The sequence below is a fragment of the Dactylosporangium maewongense genome (assembly GCF_039531485.1).
GTDB classification, from domain to species: domain Bacteria; phylum Actinomycetota; class Actinomycetes; order Mycobacteriales; family Micromonosporaceae; genus Dactylosporangium; species Dactylosporangium maewongense.
This window is the reverse complement of sequence record NZ_BAAAQD010000007.1, coordinates 428,750-449,718: the sequence shown is the minus strand read 5'-3', so window position 1 is coordinate 449,718 and position 20,969 is coordinate 428,750. Positions and strand designations below refer to the sequence as shown.

The following is a 20,969-nucleotide window of genomic DNA, read 5'->3' as shown; positions in this document are numbered from 1 at the left end:
CAACAAACAATCGTTTGTCACCAAAGGAATCCTCGGACACGACAACAAAGCCATGTCACGGGGTCAATCAATTGGCACTGGCTTAACAAGCACCCTGTTGAGTTCTCAAACAACCAACACACACCGCAGACCCTGACCGCTATCCGGTCCCGATCTCCCGGGGCATTTTCCTTACCGTTCTATCCTAGCATCTCCGTTTTGCGGTGTCAAGTCCGGCTCGCCGTACTTTGTCCCGTTTCACGGACACACAACTACCCTTCCGGTAAGCCGGTCGAGTGTCGTATGGTTTCGGCAGGACGTCCGCTGCGGCTCGTGTGAGCGACCCGCGTGCCTCGTCCGTGTCCCTGCCGGGGTAAAACCTTACCCGCTCCGCGTCCCTCATCCAAATCGACTGTGTCGACTGGATGCCGTCCGCCTTACGGGCACGACCTTCGGCCGGTCACCCGGTCTCTGGCCGATCAAGCTTTCGGTAGGCCGTCCGACGCGTCTCGCGCGCCGCCCGTTTCCCTGCCGGTCATCTACGTTACCCCGGCTTCCGATCTCCACCAAATCGATCACTCGCTTGGTGGTGAGCGGGGCCCGGGTCGTGCAGAGCGCCACCGGGCAGGTGCCCCGTGGCGCTCGCAAAAGCTACGTGGAACGCAGCGACAGAGTCAAATCGCGCCGAGCTCGACGCCGGCGAACGTCCGCTTCCCCTTGCGCAGCACCAGCAGCCCGCCGGCGAGCGCACGGTCCGCGGCGACGACCTCCTCCGCGTCGCTCACCCGCTCGTTGTTCACGTACGCGCCGCCCTCTGAGACCGTCCTGCGTGCCTCGTTGCGGCTGCTCACGAGGCCCGCGGCGATGAAGAGGTCCGCCACGGACGTCCCGGGCGCCGCCCGTACCAAACCTGCCTCCGCCAACGCGGCGCGCAGTGTCGACGCGGAAAGGGTCGCGAGCTCGCCACGGCCGAAGAGCGCCTGCGACGCGGCGATCACCTGCTCGGTCTCGTGCGCCCCGTGCACGATCCGGGTGACCTCCTCGGCCAGCTTGCGCTGCCCCAGCCGGGCCGCGGGCCGGTCCGCCGTCTCCTTCTCCAGCACCTCGATCTCCTCCCTGGACAGGAACGTCAGGCGGCGCAGCAGCCCGCCCACGATCGAGTCCTCGAGGTTCACGAGGTACTGGAACAGCGCGTACGGCGAGGTCATCGACGCATCCATCCACAGGCTTCCGCCGCCGGTGGACTTGCCGAGCTTCTCCCCCGCGCTGTTGGTCAGCAGCGGCGTCGCCAGCAGGTGGACCGACTGTCCCTCGATCCGCCGGATGAGGTCGGTCCCGGCGGTCAGGTTGCCCCACTGGTCGCTGCCGCCCGTCTGCAGGCGGCACCCGTACCGGCGGAACAACTCCAGGAAGTCCATGCCTTGCAGGATCTGGTAGCTGAACTCCGTGTAGCTGATCCCCGCGTCGGAGTTGAGCCGCGCGCTGACGGCGTCCTTGGTCAGCATCTTGTTGACCCGGAAGTACTTGCCGATGTCGCGCAGGAAGTCGATCGCCGACATCGGCGCGGTCCAGTCCAGGTTGTTGACCATGGTCGCCGCGTTGTCACCGGTGAAGTCCAGGTAGGGCTGGATCTGCCCGCGGATCTTGTCCACCCACTCCGCGACCTGGTCACGCGAGTGCAGCTGCCGCTCGGCGGTCGGCCGCGGGTCGCCGATGAGGCCGGTGGCGCCGCCGACCAGCGCGAGGGGACGATGGCCGGCCAGTTGGAGGCGGCGCATCGTCAGCACCTGGAGCAGGTGCCCGATGTGCAGGCTCGGCGCGGTGGGGTCGAAGCCGCAGTAATAGGTCAGCGGCCCCTTCGCCATCTCGGCGCGCAACTCGTCGAGGTCCGTCGAGAGCGCGATCAGGCCCCGCCACTGCAGATCATCAAGCACATCGGTCACGTCGCGATTCTCGCACCCGCCCCCGGACGCCTCCCACCGCATTGTCGGCGGCGTCGACCCCTCGCTGGTGGGGAAGAACTGTCGGTGGGGGTCGCTAGTGTGGTTGGCATGGCGGTTGTGAAGATCAACGCGATCGAGGTTCCTGAAGGTGCGGGCCCTGAGCTGGAGCGCCGGTTCGGTGCGCGGCACGGTGCCGTGGAGGGGTCGAAGGGGTTCCTGGGCTTCGAGCTGCTGCGCCCGGTGGCCGGCGAGACCCGCTATTTCGTCTACACACGGTGGGAGACCGAGGAGGACTTCCAGGCGTGGGTGAAGGGCCCCGCGATGGAGGCGCACTCGGGTGAGCGGGCCAAGCCGGTGGCGTCCGGGGCGAGCCTGCTGGAGTTCGAGGTCGTGCAGAGCACCGGCCCGGCACCGGCAGCCGAGGGCTGACCTGTGGAGCGCTTCGTCCTGTTCCCCGGCCGACACCACCTGCTGACCAGGTTCCAGGCCGGCTACCTGCGCGAGCTCGCCGCCCCGACGGATGAGGGCGGGCGCACGGTCGTGTGGGCGGTGACGAGCGCCAACCATCAGAACACCAAACGCAACCCCGTCGGCTATGACCGGCGGCAGGCGGCGATCGAGCGGTTCAGCGTCCAGGAGGGGCTGCGGTCCCTCGTGGTGCCGGTGTTCGACACCGCGCACACCGACCGGTTCGCCGAGGTCACCCTCAAGAGCGTCGAGTCCGTGCTCGGCCGCACCCTGACGCCGCACGACACCGTGGTGGCGTGCTCGACACCCGAGGTCGCGGCGATGTATGCCGAGCTCGGTTTCGCGATCGCCGGCGTCGAGGCCGAGCGCGACCCGGTGCCCGACCGGCCGTGGGACGTGCTGCTGCGGCTCGCCGCCGGCGACCCCGCGTGGCGGGAGCTGGCGCACCCCGCGACGCTCGACGTCTTCGACCGGTATCGGCTCGGTGAGCAGGTCGCCCAGGTCGTCAACGATCCGGTCGTCGGCGAGGAGGGCGGCCTCACCACGACCCGTGACTACCGCACCTATGCCGAGGCGTTCGAGGCGAGCGCCGAGCGCAAGTGGGAGCTGGTCCGCCGGCATGTGCGGCCCGGCAGGATCGTCGACGTCGGCTGCGGCGCCGGCGCGGTCCTCGCCCTCGCCGACCGGGAGCCTGCGCTGCGCGAGAGCGACCTCATCGGTGTCGAGGTCGCCCGTCACCTGTTCGAGGAATGTATGCACCGCAAGGCGCAGGGCTGGTTCACCAATCCCAACGTCTACTTCTACTGCCGCAACGTGCTGGGCGGGGCCGTCTTCGCGCCCCGGTCGGTCGACACGACGCTGACGTTCGCGCTGACGCACGAGATCTGGTCCTACGGGCAGCGGATGGACTCGCTGCGCCGCTTCGCCCAGGCCATCTACGACCACACGGTCCCCGGCGGCGTCTGGATCAACTCCGACGTGTCCGGCCCCGACAACCGCGACCTGCGGGTGCGGCTCGCGCTGCAGGGCGCCGCCGGCGGTCCGCTCGTCGACCTGGACGGCCTGACCCGCGAGGAGATCGCCGCACACGTCGAAGGGCTGCCGACCAGGGCGCGGCTGGACCGGTTCGCCGCCGACTTCCACTTCCCGTTACCGTTCGACGCCCGGGCCGACGGCACCGTCGACATCGCCCTCGGCGACGCGATGGAGTTCCTCACCCACAAGGACTATCCCGACAACTGGCTGTCCGAGGCACACGAGCAGTTCTGCGGGCTGGAGTTCGCCGACTGGAAGGCGCTGCTGACCGACGTGGGCTTCGAGGTCGACGCCGCGTCGCACTCGTGGCGCAACGACTGGATCGTCGAGCACCGGCTCGCCCAGGTCGCGGCGCTCTCGGCCCAGGACGGGACGCCGCTGCCGTGGCCCGACACGCACGTCCTGCTGGTGGCCCGCCGGCCACTCAACACCTGACCCGCCGGGCGGGCCGTTCGACCATTGAACCGGCGGTTGCGGGGTATCGGGCCCAGCGGCCGCGCAGCACGTACACCACCATCGGAGGGGCACCCGTGAAAGCGTTGCGGTATTCCGAATACGGGCCGTCGAGCGTCCTGCACGTCGTCGACGTCGACCCGCCGCAGCCCGGGCCGGGGCAGGTCAGGATCGCGGTGCGGGCGGTGGGCATCAACCCGTTCGACTGGAAGGTCCGCAGCGGCCTGTTCGGCGACACGACACCGACCCGGCTGCCGGTGATCCCGCACGGCGACGTGTCGGGTGTCGTCGACGCCGTCGGCCCGGGGGCGGACGCGCAGGTCGGCGACGAGGTCTTCGGGCTCGCGGCCGGTGGCGGCGCCGCCGAGCACGCCGTCATGAAGCTGTGGGTGGCCAAGCCGGCGGCGATGTCGTTCGAGGAGGCGGCCGGGCTGCCCGGTGTCGTCGAGTCGGCCGGCCGCGCGCTCGCGCTGCTCGGTCTCGAGAAGGGGCAGACGCTGGTCGTCAACGGCGCCGCCGGCGGTGTCGGCATCGCCGCGACCCAGCTCGCGGTCGCCCGCGGGGCCGCGGTCATCGGCACCGCCAGCGAGCGCAACCACGAGTTCCTGCGCTCGATCGGCGCCATTCCCGTCACGTACGGCGAAGGCATGGCCGACCGCATCCGCGCCGCCGCGCCACAGGGCGTGGACGTCGCCCTCGACACCGCGGGGCGCGGCGCGGTCGCGCAGCTGATCACGCTGACGCCCGCGCCGTCCGACGTGGTCAGCCTCGTGGACTTCGACGCACCGACGCTCGGCGCCCGGGTCACGGACGGCTCGGAGGGCCGCGCCTGGCAGACCCTGGAGGAGGCCGCCGACCTGTACCGCCAGGGCCGCTTCACGATGCCGGTCGAGCGGGTGTTCCCGCTGTCGGAGGCTGCCGCCGCCCACGACCTGAGCCAGTCCGGCCACGTCCGCGGCAAGGTGATCCTGGTCCCCTGACCGAGCAGCGAACCCACCCGGCGCGGCGGGTGCCCTGACCGGCCGGGCCGCTGCCCACCCGGCACTCCGACTGTGCCGTCCGTCCACTCGTCAGCACCACCAACAGCTCCGCATGCTCCGCGGTGCCGGCCGCGCCGGGCCGGTTGCTCAAGGCTGCACCGGCCGCGCCTGGCCGGTCGCTCAAGGCTGCACCGGGCCGCCGGTCCGATGCGTCGAGGCGAGCCGGGACGGGACGGTTGCTTGAGGGCGAGCTGAAGGGGTGAGCCGCGCCGGCGGTGGCTGCTTGTGGCGACATGGCCGGGTGGCCGGCGGCACTTCTTGTCGTCCGTGGTGGGCGCGATCCGCAGCCCATCGCGTCGTGACCCGCTCCGTGGGAGGTGGTCCGGCCGGTGGACGGCGGCACCGCTCGCCACGGCGCCCGGAGGCACCGTGGCGGGGCACGGACCGCGAGACGACGATGCGGCAGCTCGGACGCGGTTCACGTCTGCGATGGGTCAGACACCGGGAAGGATCAAGCCGGGGATCTTGGCCGGAGCGCCGGGATCCATGGCGCGGCGGGCAGGGGTTGTGGCGGGTCAGGCGTCCGGGAGGTCGACCGGGGACGGGTCGGGGCGTTTCGGGAAGCGGTCGTCGCCGGAGGACTTGCCGCGCAGGTGGCGGCCGAGCCAGGGCAGCAGGTGGCGGCGGCCCCAGGCGAGCTCCGCCCGGAGCACCTCGTGCCGGCGGCGCAGCGGAGGGGACGGCAGCGGCGAGGTCCACGACTCGTCGGTGCCGGGCAGGCCGGCGGCGTGGGCGAGGGCGGCGGCGATGCGTTCGTGGCCGGCGCTGTTGGCGTGCAGGCGGTCGTCGCTCCACAGGCGCGGGTCGGACGCGACCGGGTACGCGCCGAGGTCCAGCAGGATCGCCCCGCTGGCGGCGCACGCGTCGCGGATCGCGGTGTTGAGGGCGAGGACCCGGCCGCGCAGCGGCTTCGCGATCGGCATGACCGGGGCGGGGTCGGGCAGCGTGAACGTGATGACCGTGGCGCCGCCGCCGATCAGGGCCTTCTGCATGGCGAGGAGGTCACCGGAGACGGCGGCGACGTCGAAGGAGCCGCGCAGGATGTCGTTCATGCCGGCGACGACGGTGGCGAGGTCGGGCGCGAGGTCGAGGGCCGGCCGGAGCTGCTCGGCGCGGATGCGGGCGGTGGTGCGGCCGCGGATGGCCAGGTTCGCGTACTCGAGCCGGTGGCCGGGCTGTGCGCGGGCGACGTGCGCGGCGAAGCGGTCCGCCCAGCCGCGGTAGCCGCCGGCGCCGTCCGGGTCGTCCATGCCTTCGGTGGTGCTGTCCCCGATCGCCACGTACCGGCGGAACATCACGCGCTCCTGCTGGCGTACTGCTCGCGGGCGTCGAGCACCGCCGGAAGGTGTTCGACGGCCCAGGCCCGGCAGGCGGCCATCGCGGGGAACAGCGTCCGCCCGAGCGGCGTCAGCGCGTACTCGACGCGCGGCGGCACCTCGTCGTACGCGGTACGGGTGATCATGCCGTCGCGTTCGAGGGCGCGGAGGGTCTCGGCGAGCACCTTGGCGGAGACGCGGTGCATCGGCACGCGCAGCTCGGAGAAGCGGCGCGGCCCGTCCTCGAGGCAGACGAGGACCATCCCGGCCCACTTGTCGCCGATCTGGAACGGCGTGGCGTTCGACGGGCACGCGGGGTCGAACAGGTCGCGCGGCAGTGGCTCGCTCACGCAGCCGAACGTAGCGCACGCCTCGGTTACGTTGCAGTTACCGACGTCTCGCCTCCTATGGTCGCCGGCATGACCTCATTGGTGGTGTTCGGAGCAGGTGGGCGGGCAGGCCGGCGGATCACGGCGGCGGCGAGGGATCGAGGGCTGCGGGTGACGCCGGTGGTACGGGATCCGGCACGGCACCCGGACGTCGCGGGCGCGGTCGCCGGCGACGTCACGGACGCGGACGCGGTGGCGGCCGTCGCCGCGGGGCACGACGTCGCGGTCAGCGCGATCTACACGGCCGACATCGACCCCACGGACCTGTACGGCGCCGGCACCCGCTCCCTCCTGGACGGCCTCACCCTGGCCGGCACGAAGCGGCTGCTGGTGGTGGGGCTGGCGACGACCCTCGACGGTCCGGACGGTGTGAAGTTGTACGAGGCGGAGTCCTTCCCAGACGCCTACCGCCCGTTCTCGCTGGGCCGGGTTGCCGAGCTGTCCGCGCTGCGCGAGGGCTCCCTGGACTGGGTGGTGTTCACGCCGACGATGGAACTGGTCGACACCCCCGGCACCGGCGCATATGAGGTCACCACCGACGGCCGTATCGCGGAAGGCACCACGACCTACGCGGACCTGGCCACGGCCATCCTCGACGAGGTGACCTCCCCGGCCCACCACCGCACCCAGCTCACCGTCCGGACCCGGACCACCCCCTGACCCGGCACCGGCCGGCCCGCCCGCATCCCGCGGGCAGGGCCGCGCCGGCGGTCAGGTCGGGCGACCACGACGCCTCACGACTGGGCGAAGGCCTCGAACCGTTCGGCGACGCCGGCGAGGTCGTCCTGCACCGTCTCGCCCCGCTCCTCGCCCACGACGGTCTCCAGCTTCCAGCTGCGCTGGCCCGGCACGTACGTGACGCGGATCGACGACCCGTCCTCCCGCCACAGCACGGCGGAGCGGTTGTCCGCGTCGAGCCGGCCGAGGAAGTCGCGGATGTCGTCACCGGTCGGGTGGTGCGCGAGCGAGCCGTCCTCGGTCGATAGCCGGGGCACCGGCACCCTCAGCAGCCTGCGCGGCTGCCACAGCGCCGCGGGCTGGTGCCGACCGGGGCGCTGGAAGCAGAGCAGCTCGCACTCGTCGGCCACCCGGTGCACGAGGTCGAGCGCTGCCTCCGGCGTCTCCGGCTGCAGGCTGAGCAGCACGTGCGTGTCGGCCGCGACGACCGGACCGGCCCACCACGCGGCGTCGACGCCGGCCAGCACCTCGCGGTGAAACTTCTCGATCCCGGGGTCCGCCGCGGCCCATCCGGTGTCGCCGCGCCGCAGCGCCTCGAAGCGGTCGACGCCCTGCTCAACGGTGATCGGCCGGGCCTCGAACCAGACACCGACCTCGATCAGCTCTGCCATGGAAGACCACCGTACGGAAGCGCCAGAAACCGGCGCAACTCAGCCACGCAGAGTCTCCGGTCGATCACCCGGGTCGTTCGTCTCCCGAACCCGGCCCGGCGGCGGTCCGCAGCGCGATCAGGTCGGCGAGTCCGGCCGCGTCCGGCGTGGCGAACGGCAGCACCCCGCCGTCGCGCAGCACCACCTCGATGACGTCGAACGGCAGTACACCCACCTTGCCCCAGTCGGTCACCCGGGTCGGGCGGGCCTGCCGTACCGACGCGATGTCCACCCACGAGACGAGGATCGGCGCCCGGCCCGGACGGCAGCCCTCCGCCCGGTGCCCGGCCACGCCCTCGCGCAGCCGTGACCGGCGCACCTCGATCAGGAGCCCGAGCGGCTGCGGGGTGAGGCGCACCGGCACACCCGCGCCGAACAGGAACGCCGCGCCGACGCCGACCTCCCACAGCCCGACGGCGCTGTCCAGCGCCAGGTGCCCGGCCCACACCTGCGCTCCGCCCGCGTGCGCCGCCCGCTGCCGGTGACGGCTCCGCCACTGTCCGGCCAGCACCGGCGTGACCATGCCGGCGCACACGATGGCGAACAGCGCGATCGCCTTCCACAACCCGGCGAGCAGCAACACCACCGGGACCGCCAGGGCGAGGGCGGCCCACCGCGGACGCCCCCGGTCCCCCACCCCGCCATGGTGACGCACTCCGGACCCGTCCCGGCCTCGGCGAACGCTCCCGCCCCGGCCACCTCACGTCAAATACCGCCCGGGGTTTGTGCTCCGGCAGGCGGAGCGTGAGGATGGACCATGCTTTCGACCCGGGTCACCCAGCCGGCGGCACCGCCCAGCACCGCGTCGACGCTCCCGCCGGCGTGGGACGTGACCGGGGTCCGGCGGGTGAGGGTCGTGCTCAGCGCCGTGGTCGCGGGCATCGCGCTGCTCGTCCTCACCGGGTGCGGGTCCGAGGACCCGGGCGCCGCGCAGACCGCCCAGCCCGCCCGGTCGGGCAGTGGCGTGGGCAGCGCCTCAGCGGGACTCTCCACGCCCTCCGCGGCGGCCAGCCCGTCCCCGTCGGGCGTGGCCACGGTCGCGGTGCCGGCCGGGGTGACGGCGGGGATCGTGATCTTCGACCGGCAGCAGGGGGCGTTCGTTGTACAGCAGAAGGCGAGCTGGCGGTTCAGGTCGGCGTCACTGGTGAAGCTGCTGATCGCGCTGGACTACTTCTGGGACAAGGGTCCGTCGTACACCGTGCCGGCGGCCGACAAGCCGAAGCTCGACGTGATGCTGCGCAGCAGCGACGACAGCGCCGCGACGGGGCTGTGGAAGGCCAACGGGCAGCGGGAGATCGTGACCCGGATGGTGCAGCGGCTCGGGCTGCAGGACACCGCGCCGCCGCCGGTGAGCCAGCCGGGCTACTGGGGGTACACCGCCGTGAGCGCGGGCGACCTGGTGCGCGTCTACCAGTTCATCCTCGACAAGGCGCCGGCGCCGGTGCGCGACTACATCATGGGCAACCTGCACGCGTCGACGAAGTGCGGCACCGACAAGTACGACCAGTCGTTCGGCATCCCGAGCACGTTCAGCAAGCCGTGGTCGGCGAAGCAGGGATGGTCCGGTTTCGGTGACAACCCGGCCACGCCGTGCGCCGCGCCGGCCGCGTATCAGCCCTCCGCGCCGGGGCAGTTCGTCGGTGTCGCCGCGCCGCCGAACGCGCCGGACATGAGCGGCGAGGTCCTGCACACGACGGGGACGGTCGGCGACGGCGACCGGTACATCGTCGCGGTGCTGTCCGTGCACCCGAACGGCACCCAGTTCGCGAAGGCGGCGACGACCCTGACCAAGCTGACCCAGTCGCTGCCCCTGCCGGCCGCGGTGAAGAATTCCTGAGAGACGTGTAGAGCACCGCGCGGCGGCTCCGACCAGTCGGTGCGAGCACCCGACGACAGAGGAGCGTTCCCGTGAAGTACCTGCTGCTGATCCACATGAACCCGGACGTCTGGTCGACGCTGACGCAGGCGGACGTCGACGAGGTGATGGCCGGGCACGAGCGGTTCATCACCACGATCACCGAATCGGGTGAGATGGTGAGCACGCACGCCCTGGCCGACCCGAAGGACAGCGCGGTGGTCCGGATCAGGGCCGGCGCGGAGACGGTGACCGACGGGCCGTACGTGGAGGCCAAGGAGTTCCTCGCCGGCTTCTACCTGGTCGAGTGCGAGTCGAAGGAGCGGGCGGTGGAGCTCGCCGCGATGATCCCCGACGCGAAGTGGAACGCCATCGAGGTGCGCCCGATCGTGTTCAGCCAGTAGTCAGATCGTCCACCGGCCGTCACGGCGGCGATTCTTGTCGGTCGCCGCTCGTAGAATCGCCGCGTGGACAGCACCGTGGGGGTTGAGACGGCCGGGCCGGCGATCGAGGTCCTGCGCCGGGTGTTCGGATATGACACGTTCCGGGGCAGCCAGCAAGAGATCATCGAGCACGTCATCGGCGGTGGCGACGCGCTCGTGCTGATGCCGACCGGCGGCGGCAAGTCGCTGTGCTATCAGATCCCGGCGCTGGTCCGCGAGGGCACGGCGGTGGTGATCTCGCCGCTGATCGCGCTGATGCAGGACCAGGTCGACGCGCTGACGGCGCTGGGTGTGCGGGCCGGGTTCGTCAACTCGACGCTCGACTTCGACAGCCGCCGGGCGGTCGAGGCCGCGTTCGTCGGCGGCGAGCTCGACCTGCTGTATCTCGCGCCGGAGGCCCTCGCGTCCCCGCAGACGATGCGGCTGCTGGAGCGCGGGAAGATCGGGCTGTTCGCGATCGACGAGGCGCACTGCGTGTCGCAGTGGGGGCACGACTTCCGGCCCGACTACCTCAACCTGTCGGTGCTGCACGAGCGGTGGCCCGACGTGCCGCGGATCGCGCTGACGGCGACCGCGACGACGGCCACCCACAAGGAGATCGCCACCCGACTGGGGCTGACCGGGGCGCGGCACTTTGTGTCGAACTTCGACCGGCCCAACATCCAGTATCGGATCGTGCCGAAGCAGGAGCCGCGGCGGCAGCTGCTGGAGCTCCTGCGCACCGAGCACCGCGACGACGCCGGCATCGTCTACTGCCTGTCCCGCGCCAGCGTGGAGAAGATCGCCGAGTTCCTGAAGGACAACGGCATCTCGGCGCTGCCCTACCACGCAGGGCTCGACGCGCGGACCCGCGCCGACAACCAGGCCCGGTTCCTGCGGGAGGACGGTCTGGTCATGGTCGCGACGATCGCGTTCGGGATGGGCATCGACAAGCCCGACGTGCGGTTCGTCGCGCACCTGGACCTGCCGAAGTCGGTGGAGGGCTACTACCAGGAGACGGGCCGGGCCGGGCGGGACGGCCTGCCGTCCAACGCGTGGCTGGCCTATGGCCTGCAGGACGTCGTCCAGCAACGCAAGATGATCGAAGGCTCGGAGGGCGACGCGGCGCACCGGCGGGGGCTGGGCCGGCACCTCGACGCGATGCTGGCGCTGTGCGAGACGGTCGAGTGCCGGCGGGTGCAGCTGCTGGCCTATTTCGGGCAGCAGAGCAAGCCGTGCGGCAACTGCGACACGTGCCTGAGCCCGCCCGAGTCATGGGACGGCACGGTGCCGGCGCAGAAGCTGCTGTCGACGGTGTACCGGCTGCAGAAGGAGCGCAACCAGAAGTTCGGCGCCGGGCAGTGCATCGACATCCTGCTCGGCAAGAAGACCGACAAGGTCGTGCAGTGGCACCACGACGAGCTGACCGTGTTCGGGGTCGGCGCCGACCTGCGGGAGGCGGAGTGGCGGGCGGTGGTGCGGCAGCTGCTCGCGCAGGGCCTGCTCGCCGTCGAGGGTGACTACGGCACGCTGGTGCTCACCGACGACAGCGCGGAGGTGCTCGGCCGGCGGCGGCAGGTGATGCTGCGCCGGGAGCCGGAGCGGCCCGTGTCGGCGGCGAAGGTCGCCAAGCAGCGCGGCGCGGCCGCGGCGACGGAGCTGCCGGCGCAGGCGGCGCCGCTGTTCGAGCGGCTGCGTGCGTGGCGTTCGGCGACGGCGAAGGAGCAGAGCGTCCCGGCGTATGTCATCTTCCACGACGCGACGCTGCGGCAGATCGCCACGGAGGCCCCGGCGACTCTGGCGCAGCTGTCGACGATCAGCGGTGTCGGGGAGAACAAGCTCGCCAAGTTCGGCCAGCAGATCCTCGACGCCATCAGCGAGCCGGACCCGTCGTGATCGGCGCTGCGGCCCGCGTCTCCCCGCGGACGACACCCGCTCTGCTGCGGGGAGGGGCGGGTGGCGGACCGGCGGTGGCTCGCCGCGCGGGACCAGGTGGTGGCCCAATGCGCGTGTGATGCCGGCGGCCTGGCACGGAAGCTGAGGTCGCCGGGAGACCACCGGGAGGAGCGTTCCCGCTGGTCCGCGGTCGCCCGGAGCGACGCCGATGCCCGCGCGGTCGGGCGCGCAGCGCGGTCCAGCGACGAGCGGTCGGCGCCACGCGGTCAGGCTTCATGCGGCCCAGCGCCATACGGTCGGGCGTCATTCGGCCTGGTGCCATGCCGTCCAGCGCCATGCGGTCCAGCCGCACGCGATCGGGCGCACACGATCGGGCGCACACTGTCCACACGATCCAGCGTCCATGCCGTCCAGCACGCACGCGGTCGGACGCCGCACACGGTCGGACAACGCACACGGTCCAGCGTCCAAACAGTCCAGCGCACATGGTCCATCGCGCACAGAGTCCAGGCCCACGGTCCATCGCGGGCACAGCCGGCGCGCACGATCCAGCGGCCACACAGTCCAGCGCCCCCACACGGTTCGGCACGCACGTGGTCCAGCACGCAGGACAGCGGCCGCTCGGTTGAGGACGCACGCGGGCCGGTGCGCGCAGGGCAGCGCGCGCACGGTCCGGCGTGTGTCGCGGGTGGTGGGCGTCAGATGGCGCGGGCGGGGCGGGGGCGGCGTTCGGGCAGTGTGGGGACGACCGAGCCGTCGACGAAGATGCCGTGCCACAGGCAGAACGTCAGCAGGATCCACAGTTTGCGGGCGTTGTCGGCGTCGCCGCGTTCGTGCTGGGTGAGCAGCTCGTGGGCGTACTTGAGGTCGATCAGGTGGCCGGCGCCCGACGTGGACAGGACGTGGTGGGCCCATTCCGCGAGCTCCGTGCGCAGCCAGCGCCGGGCCGGGGTCGGGAAGCCGAGCTTCGGACGGTCGGTGATGAAGTCCGGCACGATGCCTGCGAGGGCCCGGCGCAGCGCGTACTTGGTGGTGCGGCCGCGGGGTGGCACCTTCAGCCGGTCGGGCAGCCGGGACAGGACCTCGAACACGCCCTTGTCCAGGAACGGCACGCGCAGCTCCAGCGAGTGAGCCATCGACATCCGGTCGGCCTTGGTCAGGATGTCGCCGGGCAGCCACGTGTTGATGTCGATGTGCTGCATGGTGGTGAGGTCGTCGAGGTCCGCGGCCTCGGCGTAGAGCGCCGCGGTCACGTGCGGGTGGCCCACCCCCGGGCCGCCCAGGAGGATCCGGGCCTTCTCCTCGTCGCCGAGGACGCGGGCGTTGCCGAAGTACCGCGTCTCGATCGGCGTCGTGGCCCGCAGCAGGTAGCTCTTGCCCTTGACACCGTCGGGGACCGCACGGGCCAGGGCGCGCAGGCCGCGCTGGATCGGTGCGCCGAGGCGGCGCACCGGTGCGAGGGAACGTGGCTCCCCGTAGATGGTGTAGCCGCCGGCGAGCTCGTCCGCGCCCTCGCCCGACAGCACCACGGTGACGTGTTCGGCCGCCGTCTGCGCCAGGAAGTACAGCGGGACGATCGACGGGTCGGCGACCGGATCGCCGAGGTGCCAGATGATGCGCGGCAGCGCCACCATCACCTGCTCGGGATTGACGATGGTGGGCACCAGGTCGACGCCGAGGTGGCGGGCGGACTGCTCGGCCACGTCGAGCTCGGAGTACGCGGTGGCGGTGTCGAAGCCGGCGGTGAAGGCGCGCAGGCGTGGGTGGACCTCGGCGGCGAGCGCGACGATGGCGGTCGAGTCGATCCCGCTGGACAGGAACGCTCCGACCGGGACGTCCGCCCGCAGGTGGCATCGCACGCTCTCCCGCAGCGCGTCGCGCAGCTCGTCCACAATGGACTGTTCGGTGACCGCCGGGTCCGGCCGGAACTTCGGCCGGTTGAGACGCCGGACCACCGGCGGGTAGCCGAGCGCGCGGGTGAGCAGCCCGCCGCTGGGCAGCCGCGCGATGTGCCGGTGCAAGGTGTACGGCTCGGGCACGTACTGCATCGTCAGGTAGAGCGACAGCGCGGTCTGGTCGAGCTCCCCGCCGGCGACCCCCAGCAGCGGCGCCTTCTCGCTCGACAGCCACAGCCCGTCGACGGTCGGCAGGTAGTACAGCGGCTTGATCCCGAACTGGTCCCGCGCCGCGTGCACCGTCTCGGTGGCCTCGTCCCAGAGGGCGAACGCGAACATGCCGCGGAGCCGGCCGAGCGCGGCCTCGCCCCAGTAGTGGTAGGCGGCGGCGACCACCTCGCTGTCGCCGCCCGTGGCGAACTCCGCGCCGTGCACGCGGATCAGTTCCTCGCGCAGTGCCTCGAAGTTGTAGATCTCGCCGTTGAAGACCAGCGTCCACCGGCCCGCATCCGGCCCGCTCGGCGGGTACCGCAACGGCTGCCGGCTGCCTTGCACGTCGATGATGGCGAGCCGTTTGAAACCGGCCGCCACGCCTTGTCCGGCCTTCTCCAGGGCCATGTCGTCGGGGCCGCGGTGGTCGAGCAACTCGAGTTGCCGTTCCACCAGTCCGAGGGTCTCTGGGGAGATGGCGAAGTCCCCCACGTACATCAGGAAGCCGCACATGGCGTCGTTTCCCTTCGGTCGCCTCGCGTGGCAGCGGTGTCGGGCCGCGGACCGCTCTGTCGGCGGTCGCCCGTGAGCCGTCGCCGGTGAGCTCCCGCCGGCACCGGCTGAGCCCCCGCTCGAACGGCCACAGTGCGCCGCGCGATCCAGCCGAACAGAGGCTGCCGGGTCCGGGCGCCCGATTGCCCGGCCGTCATCCGATCCCTCCTCACCAGGGGGATCGCCGGCCCGCGGAGGGGTGAACCTCGCCCCGGGGTGACGATCGGGGCGGGCGGGCACTCCCGCCGTTTGGCCCTGCACCCCCCCGGGTAGCGGCGCGCCGGTCACATCGGTCCACGTCGGATCGGCGGCTAGCGAACCACCCGTTGTCTCCTGGGGAGAAGCCAATGCGCCTCGTCCGCGCCCGAAGCCGACCCGCGCACAGCGCCAGCAGCCGCCGTGCGAAAGCCGGGGCGCCGAGCCGCTCAGCACGCTGGATCCGGGGGCTCGGCCGGCTCCTGCTGTGCGGCGTCATCTCGGGTCTGGTCGTGGCCGCCGGTGTACTGCCACTCGCGTTCATCGGCGGCTCCACGGTGAACGCGAGCCGTGACGTCTGGACGAACCTCCCGGCGGACCTGGCGCTGCCACCGCCGCCGCAGGCCACCTACGTCTACGCCAACGACGGCAAGACGCTCATCACCACGTTCTACGACGAGAACCGCAAGGACGTGCCGCTGGACCAGATCGCACCGGTGCTCCAGCAGGCCGTCGTCGCGGCCGAGGACACCCGCTTCTACCAGCATCAGGGTGTCGACGGCAGGGGCGTCCTGCGCGCGCTGGTCTCCAACGGCAGGGGCAACGCCCAGCAGGGCGCCTCGACGCTGACGATGCAGTACGTGCGCAACGTGCTGAAGAACGACCCGACCCTGTCGCCGCAGCAGCGGGTCGACTCGCTCGCCGACACGCCCGCCCGCAAGGTGCGCGAGATGCGCTACGCGACGAAGCTGGAACAGCACCTGAGCAAGCAGGACATCCTCCAGGGCTACCTGAACATCGCCTACTTCGGTGCCGGCGCCTACGGCATCTACGCCGCCAGCCAGACGTACTTCGGCAAGTCGGCCCTGGAGCTGACGCTGCCCGAGGCGGCGCTGCTCGCCGGGCTGCTGCAGTCCCCCGACGGCGACAACCCGATCAGCGGCGACCGCGACGCGGCCCTGCGGCGCCGCGCCTACACGCTCGACTCGATGGCGAAGATGAAGATGATCAGCGCCGCGGACGCCACCGCGGCGAAGGGCCAGGAGCTGAAGATCAACGAGCGCGACCTGCCCAACAACTGCGTGTCCGTCCCGCGGGAGCACAACGACTGGGGCTTCTTCTGCGACTACTTCCGCCAGTGGTGGGGCAGCCAGCCCGAGTTCGGCGCCACCCGCGCCGACCGCGACGAGGCGCTGCGCACCGGCGGCTACACCGTGGTCACCTCGCTTGACCCGGGCATCCAGGCGGCCACGCTCAACCAGTCCCTGAGCGTCTACGGCTACGGCAGCGCGCGGTCGATGCCGACGGCCGTCGTCACCCCCGGCACCGGCCGGGTCCTGGCGATGGCCGTCAACCGCCACTACAGCCTGGAACCCAACCCGCCCCAGCATCCACTGTTCCCGAACACCGTCAACCAGCTCATCGCGGGCGGTGGTGGCGTCGCCGGATATCAGGCGGGTTCGACGTTCAAGATGTTCACCATGCTCGCCGCGCTCGACGCGGGCATGCCGTTGAGCACCAACTTCAACTCACCGGGCCGGATAGCGACCGTGTGGCCGGCCAGCGGCCCGGGCAGCTGCGGGGGCAAGTGGTGCCCGGGGAACGACTCCCCGAGCTGGATGAACGGGAACCGGACGATGTGGAACGGCTTCGGCCGTTCGGTCAACACCTACTTCGTCTGGCTCGAACAGCAGATCGGCGCGCGCCGCGTGGTCGAGATGGCGCAGCGGCTCGGCATCACGTTCCGCTCCGCCGAGGACGCGGCGATGGCGGCCAAGGCGGACCAGTGGGGAGCGTTCACCCTCGGCGTCGCCTCGACCACACCGCTCGACCTCGCCAACGCCTACGCGGCGGTCGCCGCCGGCGGCCTGTACTGCCAGCCGCTGCCGGTGCTGTCGATCACCGACTCCAACGGCAAACCGGTCGACGCCGCCGCCCCGAAGTGCCGGCAGGCGGTCAGCGCCGACGTGGCGGCCGCCGCGACCGACGCGGCACGGTGCCCGGTCAGCCGGTCCTCGGCGTACGGCAAGTGCGACGGCGGCACGGCGGAGAACGTGTCCGGCATCCTGGGCGGCCGCCCGGTCGCGGGCAAGACCGGCAGCTCCGAGTACAACTCGACCGAGACGTTCGTCGGCTTCACCCCGCAGATCGCGGCGGCCGGCATCGCGGTGAACGTGGACAACCCGAACGACCACGTGGGCAGCGGCGTCTCCGGCTCGGTCAACGCCGCCGTCGCGCAGACCATGGCGAGCGCGCTGCGCGGCCAGCCGGCCCAGGCGTTCCGGCCACCCAGCCGGGTACGCGCACTGGGCCGCTGACCGCGAGCCGCTGACGGCCGTGTCAGGCGGAGTATCCGCGCAGGGCGGTCCAGTGCGCGAGCTTGGCCGTCGTCAGCGTGTAGTACCCGACGCCCAGGGCGTCCGCGGGGTCGGCGATCTTCACCGTCTTGCCGCCGTCGAGGTACCCCACCACCGTGAGGTAGTGGCCGCCCGGGTACGAGTGCGAGTTGCCCTTGTCGTCCACGGTGGAGCCGGCGATGTTGGCGACCACGGCGTAGCCGTTGGTGATCGCGTTGACGACGTCGGCCTGCATCTGGTCGATCTCCGCCTGGGTGGCCGACTGACCGGGGATGAAGTGCGACTTGTAGAAGGAGGTCTTCGTGTACTCGTTGAGCGACCGGGTGGTGTCGTCGGCGGAGTTGGTGCCGTTGACGGTCGTGTGCAGGCTCTGGGCGACCTCGGACTGGGACGGGTACATCGACCGCGCGGTCAGCGCGATCCGGGTCGCCGCCGGGCCGCAGTAGTAGAAGTTCTCCTGCCAGGCGAACCGGTACGCGAGCTCCTTCTCCGCCGGGGCCGCCGGTTTGGTGGGGCTGGCCGAGGCGGCGGGCGGGGCGGGCTTGGACGTCGCGGTACCGGCGGGGGCCTTCGACGGGGCGGAGGCGGCGTCGGGCGCCGCCTGGGTCCGCTGCCGGTCACGCCCGGCCGGACCGGCGCCGGTTCCGGACGGATCCGCGGACGTCACCGACTGCGCGTCGGCCACCGGTGCGGGGGTCGAGGCGTGCACGGCCACGCCGACGGCCGCCGTCACCCCGAGGACCGCCGCGGCGGCCGCGATCGGCAGCACGCGGAAGCGCGACGGGGCGGGGCTCTGGTTCTGGTGCCTGGGTTTGTACAGGTAACTCACGGGTACCTCGACAGACATGCTCGATGACGGCTGCTGTTGCCGGTGCCGGACGTGATCCGGGCAGGGGGGTGCCACGCCGGCCGAGGGCCGGTGCGGTGACGGTCGGCGACTACCGGGCCGGGCCGAGGGTCGAGGTGCCCGAGGTGCTGCGGCACGGGCGATGCCGGGTCAGTGGCTGCACGGAGTGCTCCTTCCGGTGCCGCCTACCGGGTTAGCTGACGGGTTCGGGCGGGAGGATCGCCCTACCGCGAGGCGCTGGCCCCGCGGATTCACCCCGGTGGTGCTCGGTTCCCCGGCTCGCGCGGACGCGACTCAGCGGATCCGCCGCGGTGTCATCCGAGGTGGGTGACGTCGGGCCGGGCGGATGCGAGGACCATATCGGGGGCGCGGGAGGACCCCCGGAACCCCCACGCTGGTCGGCTACCTTGCGTGACGACGGCGTGGCGAACGGCCGGGTGCACGGGCCATCAGCCCGCCGGTCGGCTGCGCCGTGCCCCGGTGCACCTCGCCGACCGCGCCCCGGCCCCGTGCGGCCCGCCCAGTGTCCGGTCGGCAGGTTCGCATGCCCGGCATCACCCCGGATCCGGGGCCTCCCTAGGCTCGCCGGATGCTTCCGGGCGCCGACGATGACCAGCAGCTCAACGGTGCGACCGCACGCGGTCCCCGACACCTGCGCCGCTCCCGGCGGGGGCGGCACGCGACCCGATTCCGGCTGCGTGCACCCGTGCCGGCCGAGATCCGCCGCTACGCCGTGGGCGCCGTCGCGGTCGTGGCGATCGGCCTGTCCGCGACGCTGTCGGCGTCGGCCGGACCCGCCGCCGTGCCGGCGGACAGTGCGGCGTTCGCCGTCGACGCCGAACGCTCGGCGGCCGGCGGGCAGGCCTCACGCAGCCGCACCCGGAAACCCGCCGACAGCGCGAACAAGGCCACGCCGGCACCGACGAAGGCCGCCCCGGCACCGGCGAAGACCACCCCGGCACCCGCCGGCACGCCACCGGCGTCGACGGCGGCGCCGTCGCCGACCGTGCACGCGCCCGTCGGCGGGCTGACCCAGGCCGAGATGAACAACGCCGTCGCGATCATCGACGTCGCCCGGCAGCTGAACCTGCCGCGGCGCGCGGCCGTCGTGGGGATCGCCACCGCCCTGCAGGAGAGCCACCTGCGAAACCTCGCGAACCCGAACGTGCCGCAGTCGCTGCAGCGCCCCAACGAGGGCGTGGGGTACGACTACGACTCGGTCGGCCTCTTCCAGCAGCGGCCGAGCTGGGGTTCGGTCGACCAGCTGATGAACCCGCACGAGTCCGCCCGCAGGTTCTACGCGGCGCTCGCCCAGATCCCGGGCTGGGAGCAGCAGGCCGTCACCATCGCCGCGCAGATGGTGCAGCGGTCGGCGTTCCCGGACGCCTACGCGAAGTGGGAGGGGCTCGCACAACAGATCGTGGACGCCGTCATGTAGGAATTCCACCGCGCGGGCCCAGGTCCCTCGCATTGTCACTCGTATTGCCGCCCCGGCCTCGCCCCGATGCGCACGACGATGCCCCCATGTCCATGCACAGGCAGAACACATGAGGGGGCCCAGCCGGACCGCGGCGGCGCTGGTCGCGCTCGCGGTGGGAGCGCAGTTGGGCCTGTCGGCGTGTACCAGTTCGACGAAGAAGCCCACGGCGGCGAAGTCGACCGCTCCGCCGCCGGCGGTCGGGCTGGCCGTCAGCCCGGCGGCGGGCGAGTCGGGGGTGGCGATCAGCACCGAGATCGGCACGAAGGTCAACGACGGGAAGATCACCGAGGTCGTCCTGACCGACGCGGCGGGCCAGCGGGTCGCCGGCGAGTTCCGCGAAGACGGTACGTCGTGGGTGCCCGCCACCGCGCTGCGCTACGGCACGGCGTACACCGCGAAGGTCACCGCCGTCGGTGCCGACAACAAACCCGTGACCCGGGAGGCGGCCTTCACCACGGCGGCGAAGGCCAGCGGCCCGGTCGTCACGTCCGACCTGATGTTGACCAACGGCGGGACCTACGGCGTCGGCATGCCGATCGTCGTGGAGTTCGGCTCCGACGTCCCGCAGGAGTCGCGCGCCGCCGTGCAGCAGCGTCTCTTCGTGAAGAGCGATCCGCCGCAGCCCGGTGCGTGGCACTGGTTCGGCGGCCGGCAGGTGATGTACCGGCCGGAGAAGTACTGGCAGCCCGGCACGAAGATCACCGCGCGGAAGGCGCTCAACGGCGTGCGGATCGGCTCCGGTCACGCCGACGAGGACTTCGCGGCGACGGTCACGATCGGCCGGAAGCTGACCATCGACATCGACAACGCGACGAAGCAGATGAACGTCTACCAGAACGACGCACTCGTGCGGACCATGCCGGTGAGCCTCGGCAAGCCGTCGACGCCGACGTCGAGCGGCGCCACCGTCATCATGTCGCGGGAAGCCTCGACGGTGTTCCGCACCCCGGAGTACACCGTCGCGGTGCAGTACGCCATGCGGCTGACGTGGGGCGGCCAGTACATCCACGCAGCGCCGTGGTCGGTCGGCGACCAGGGCCAGCGCAACGTCTCCCACGGTTGCACCAACGTCTCGACAGCGAACGCGAAGTGGCTGTACGAGCAGACGCTCGTCGGTGACCCGGTCACCACGCGCAACACCGGGGTGCCGCTGGACCCGGGCGACGGCTGGACCGCCTGGGACCTGTCCTGGGCCGACTACAAGGCCTGACGCGTCCGCCCGGGCGAATCACAGCAGCGAACCGAAGCA

General features: G+C 71.9%; 17 protein-coding genes and 1 riboswitch. Of the genes, 10 read left to right on the top strand and 7 right to left on the bottom strand.

What is annotated here, in order from left to right:
* Positions 1–653: 653 nt before the first annotated feature.
* On the bottom strand, positions 654–1,922 hold the full coding sequence (gene tyrS, locus ABD332_RS20795) for a tyrosine--tRNA ligase (protein ID WP_344503639.1): 1,269 nt from the start codon (positions 1,920–1,922) through the stop codon (positions 654–656).
* Positions 1,923–2,030: 108 nt separating this feature from the next.
* Here tyrS and ABD332_RS20790 point away from each other — a divergent pair, with 108 nt between their 5' ends.
* The 3 genes from ABD332_RS20790 to ABD332_RS20780 all read left to right on the top strand — a co-directional run bounded on the left by ABD332_RS20790 (position 2,031) and on the right by ABD332_RS20780 (position 4,858).
* The gene (locus ABD332_RS20790; protein WP_344503638.1) at positions 2,031–2,351 is read left to right on the top strand and encodes an antibiotic biosynthesis monooxygenase family protein; all 321 of its coding nucleotides are present in this window, start codon (positions 2,031–2,033) and stop codon (positions 2,349–2,351) included.
* A 3-nt stretch (positions 2,352–2,354) separates the two neighbouring features.
* On the top strand, positions 2,355–3,860 hold the full coding sequence (locus ABD332_RS20785) for a class I SAM-dependent methyltransferase (RefSeq protein WP_344503637.1): 1,506 nt from the start codon (positions 2,355–2,357) through the stop codon (positions 3,858–3,860).
* Positions 3,861–3,955: 95 nt separating this feature from the next.
* Positions 3,956–4,858 carry an NADP-dependent oxidoreductase gene (locus ABD332_RS20780; RefSeq protein ID WP_344503636.1) on the top strand — a complete coding sequence of 301 codons (903 nt, stop codon included), beginning with the start codon at positions 3,956–3,958 and terminating at the stop codon, positions 4,856–4,858.
* 575 nt (positions 4,859–5,433) lie between these two features.
* Here ABD332_RS20780 and ABD332_RS20775 read toward each other — a convergent pair.
* Both ABD332_RS20775 and ABD332_RS20770 read right to left on the bottom strand, forming a co-directional pair.
* Positions 5,434–6,213 (bottom strand): SGNH/GDSL hydrolase family protein, encoded by a 780-nt coding sequence (locus ABD332_RS20775; RefSeq protein ID WP_344503635.1) that lies wholly within the window; start codon positions 6,211–6,213, stop codon positions 5,434–5,436.
* Positions 6,213–6,584 (bottom strand): winged helix-turn-helix transcriptional regulator, encoded by a 372-nt coding sequence (locus tag ABD332_RS20770; protein WP_344503634.1) that lies wholly within the window; start codon positions 6,582–6,584, stop codon positions 6,213–6,215. Before ABD332_RS20770 ends, ABD332_RS20775 begins: the two co-directional genes overlap by 1 nt.
* Positions 6,585–6,653: 69 nt before the next feature.
* Between ABD332_RS20770 and ABD332_RS20765 the strand changes: the two genes are divergently transcribed.
* Positions 6,654–7,283 (top strand): NAD(P)-dependent oxidoreductase, encoded by a 630-nt coding sequence (locus tag ABD332_RS20765; RefSeq protein WP_344503633.1) that lies wholly within the window; start codon positions 6,654–6,656, stop codon positions 7,281–7,283.
* 74 nt (positions 7,284–7,357) lie between these two features.
* On the opposite strand, the gene ABD332_RS20760 is transcribed toward ABD332_RS20765, so the two are convergent.
* Both ABD332_RS20760 and ABD332_RS20755 read right to left on the bottom strand, forming a co-directional pair.
* Positions 7,358–7,972: a hypothetical protein gene (locus tag ABD332_RS20760; protein ID WP_344503632.1), complete on the bottom strand. Its 615-nt coding sequence runs from the start codon at positions 7,970–7,972 to the stop codon at positions 7,358–7,360.
* A gap of 64 nt (positions 7,973–8,036) precedes the next feature.
* The gene (locus tag ABD332_RS20755) at positions 8,037–8,648 is read right to left on the bottom strand and encodes a hypothetical protein (RefSeq protein WP_344503631.1); all 612 of its coding nucleotides are present in this window, start codon (positions 8,646–8,648) and stop codon (positions 8,037–8,039) included.
* Between the two features lie 120 nt (positions 8,649–8,768).
* Here ABD332_RS20755 and ABD332_RS20750 point away from each other — a divergent pair, with 120 nt between their 5' ends.
* The 3 genes from ABD332_RS20750 to recQ all read left to right on the top strand — a co-directional run bounded on the left by ABD332_RS20750 (position 8,769) and on the right by recQ (position 12,184).
* Positions 8,769–9,848: a hypothetical protein gene (locus tag ABD332_RS20750; RefSeq protein WP_344503630.1), complete on the top strand. Its 1,080-nt coding sequence runs from the start codon at positions 8,769–8,771 to the stop codon at positions 9,846–9,848.
* Between the two features lie 71 nt (positions 9,849–9,919).
* On the top strand, positions 9,920–10,270 hold the full coding sequence (locus ABD332_RS20745) for a YciI family protein (protein ID WP_344503629.1): 351 nt from the start codon (positions 9,920–9,922) through the stop codon (positions 10,268–10,270).
* Positions 10,271–10,345: 75 nt separating this feature from the next.
* Positions 10,346–12,184, top strand: coding sequence for a DNA helicase RecQ (gene recQ, locus ABD332_RS20740; protein ID WP_344503666.1), 1,839 nt, complete (start codon positions 10,346–10,348; stop codon positions 12,182–12,184).
* A 698-nt stretch (positions 12,185–12,882) separates the two neighbouring features.
* Here the strand turns inward: recQ and asnB are convergent.
* On the bottom strand, positions 12,883–14,787 hold the full coding sequence (asnB, locus tag ABD332_RS20735) for an asparagine synthase (glutamine-hydrolyzing) (protein ID WP_344503665.1): 1,905 nt from the start codon (positions 14,785–14,787) through the stop codon (positions 12,883–12,885).
* 401 nt (positions 14,788–15,188) lie between these two features.
* On the opposite strand from asnB, the gene ABD332_RS20730 reads away from it, so the two are divergent.
* Positions 15,189–17,354, top strand: coding sequence for a transglycosylase domain-containing protein (locus tag ABD332_RS20730; protein ID WP_344503628.1), 2,166 nt, complete (start codon positions 15,189–15,191; stop codon positions 17,352–17,354).
* A 22-nt stretch (positions 17,355–17,376) separates the two neighbouring features.
* Here ABD332_RS20730 and ABD332_RS20725 read toward each other — a convergent pair whose 3' ends face one another.
* Positions 17,377–18,222, bottom strand: a complete 846-nt coding sequence (locus ABD332_RS20725; RefSeq protein WP_344503627.1) for a C39 family peptidase — start codon at positions 18,220–18,222, stop codon at positions 17,377–17,379.
* Positions 18,223–18,407: 185 nt separating this feature from the next.
* Positions 18,408–18,550: riboswitch (cyclic di-AMP (ydaO/yuaA leader) on the bottom strand.
* Positions 18,551–18,829: 279 nt separating this feature from the next.
* Between ABD332_RS20725 and ABD332_RS20720 the strand changes: the two genes are divergently transcribed.
* Both ABD332_RS20720 and ABD332_RS20715 read left to right on the top strand, forming a co-directional pair.
* Entirely contained in the window at positions 18,830–19,678 is an 849-nt protein-coding gene (locus tag ABD332_RS20720; protein ID WP_344503626.1) for a hypothetical protein, read from the top strand.
* A gap of 109 nt (positions 19,679–19,787) precedes the next feature.
* Complete coding sequence (locus ABD332_RS20715) at positions 19,788–20,930, top strand: L,D-transpeptidase (RefSeq protein WP_344503625.1); 1,143 nt, start codon at positions 19,788–19,790, stop codon at positions 20,928–20,930.
* Positions 20,931–20,969: the final 39 nt, after the last annotated feature.

Excerpts from the sequence above, each read along its gene's own strand:
- ABD332_RS20790 (WP_344503638.1), top strand. The coding sequence starts at position 2,031 with ATGGCGGTTGTGAAGATCAACGCGATCGAGGTTCCTGAAGGTGCGGGC.
- ABD332_RS20775 (WP_344503635.1), bottom strand. The coding sequence starts at position 6,213 with ATGTTCCGCCGGTACGTGGCGATCGGGGACAGCACCACCGAAGGCATG.
- ABD332_RS20765 (WP_344503633.1), top strand. The coding sequence starts at position 6,654 with ATGACCTCATTGGTGGTGTTCGGAGCAGGTGGGCGGGCAGGCCGGCGG.
- ABD332_RS20760 (WP_344503632.1), bottom strand. The coding sequence starts at position 7,972 with ATGGCAGAGCTGATCGAGGTCGGTGTCTGGTTCGAGGCCCGGCCGATC.
- ABD332_RS20750 (WP_344503630.1), top strand. The coding sequence starts at position 8,769 with ATGCTTTCGACCCGGGTCACCCAGCCGGCGGCACCGCCCAGCACCGCG.
- asnB (WP_344503665.1), bottom strand. The coding sequence starts at position 14,787 with ATGTACGTGGGGGACTTCGCCATCTCCCCAGAGACCCTCGGACTGGTG.
- ABD332_RS20730 (WP_344503628.1), top strand. The coding sequence starts at position 15,189 with ATGCGCCTCGTCCGCGCCCGAAGCCGACCCGCGCACAGCGCCAGCAGC.
- ABD332_RS20720 (WP_344503626.1), top strand. The coding sequence starts at position 18,830 with ATGCTTCCGGGCGCCGACGATGACCAGCAGCTCAACGGTGCGACCGCA.
- ABD332_RS20715 (WP_344503625.1), top strand. The coding sequence starts at position 19,788 with ATGAGGGGGCCCAGCCGGACCGCGGCGGCGCTGGTCGCGCTCGCGGTG.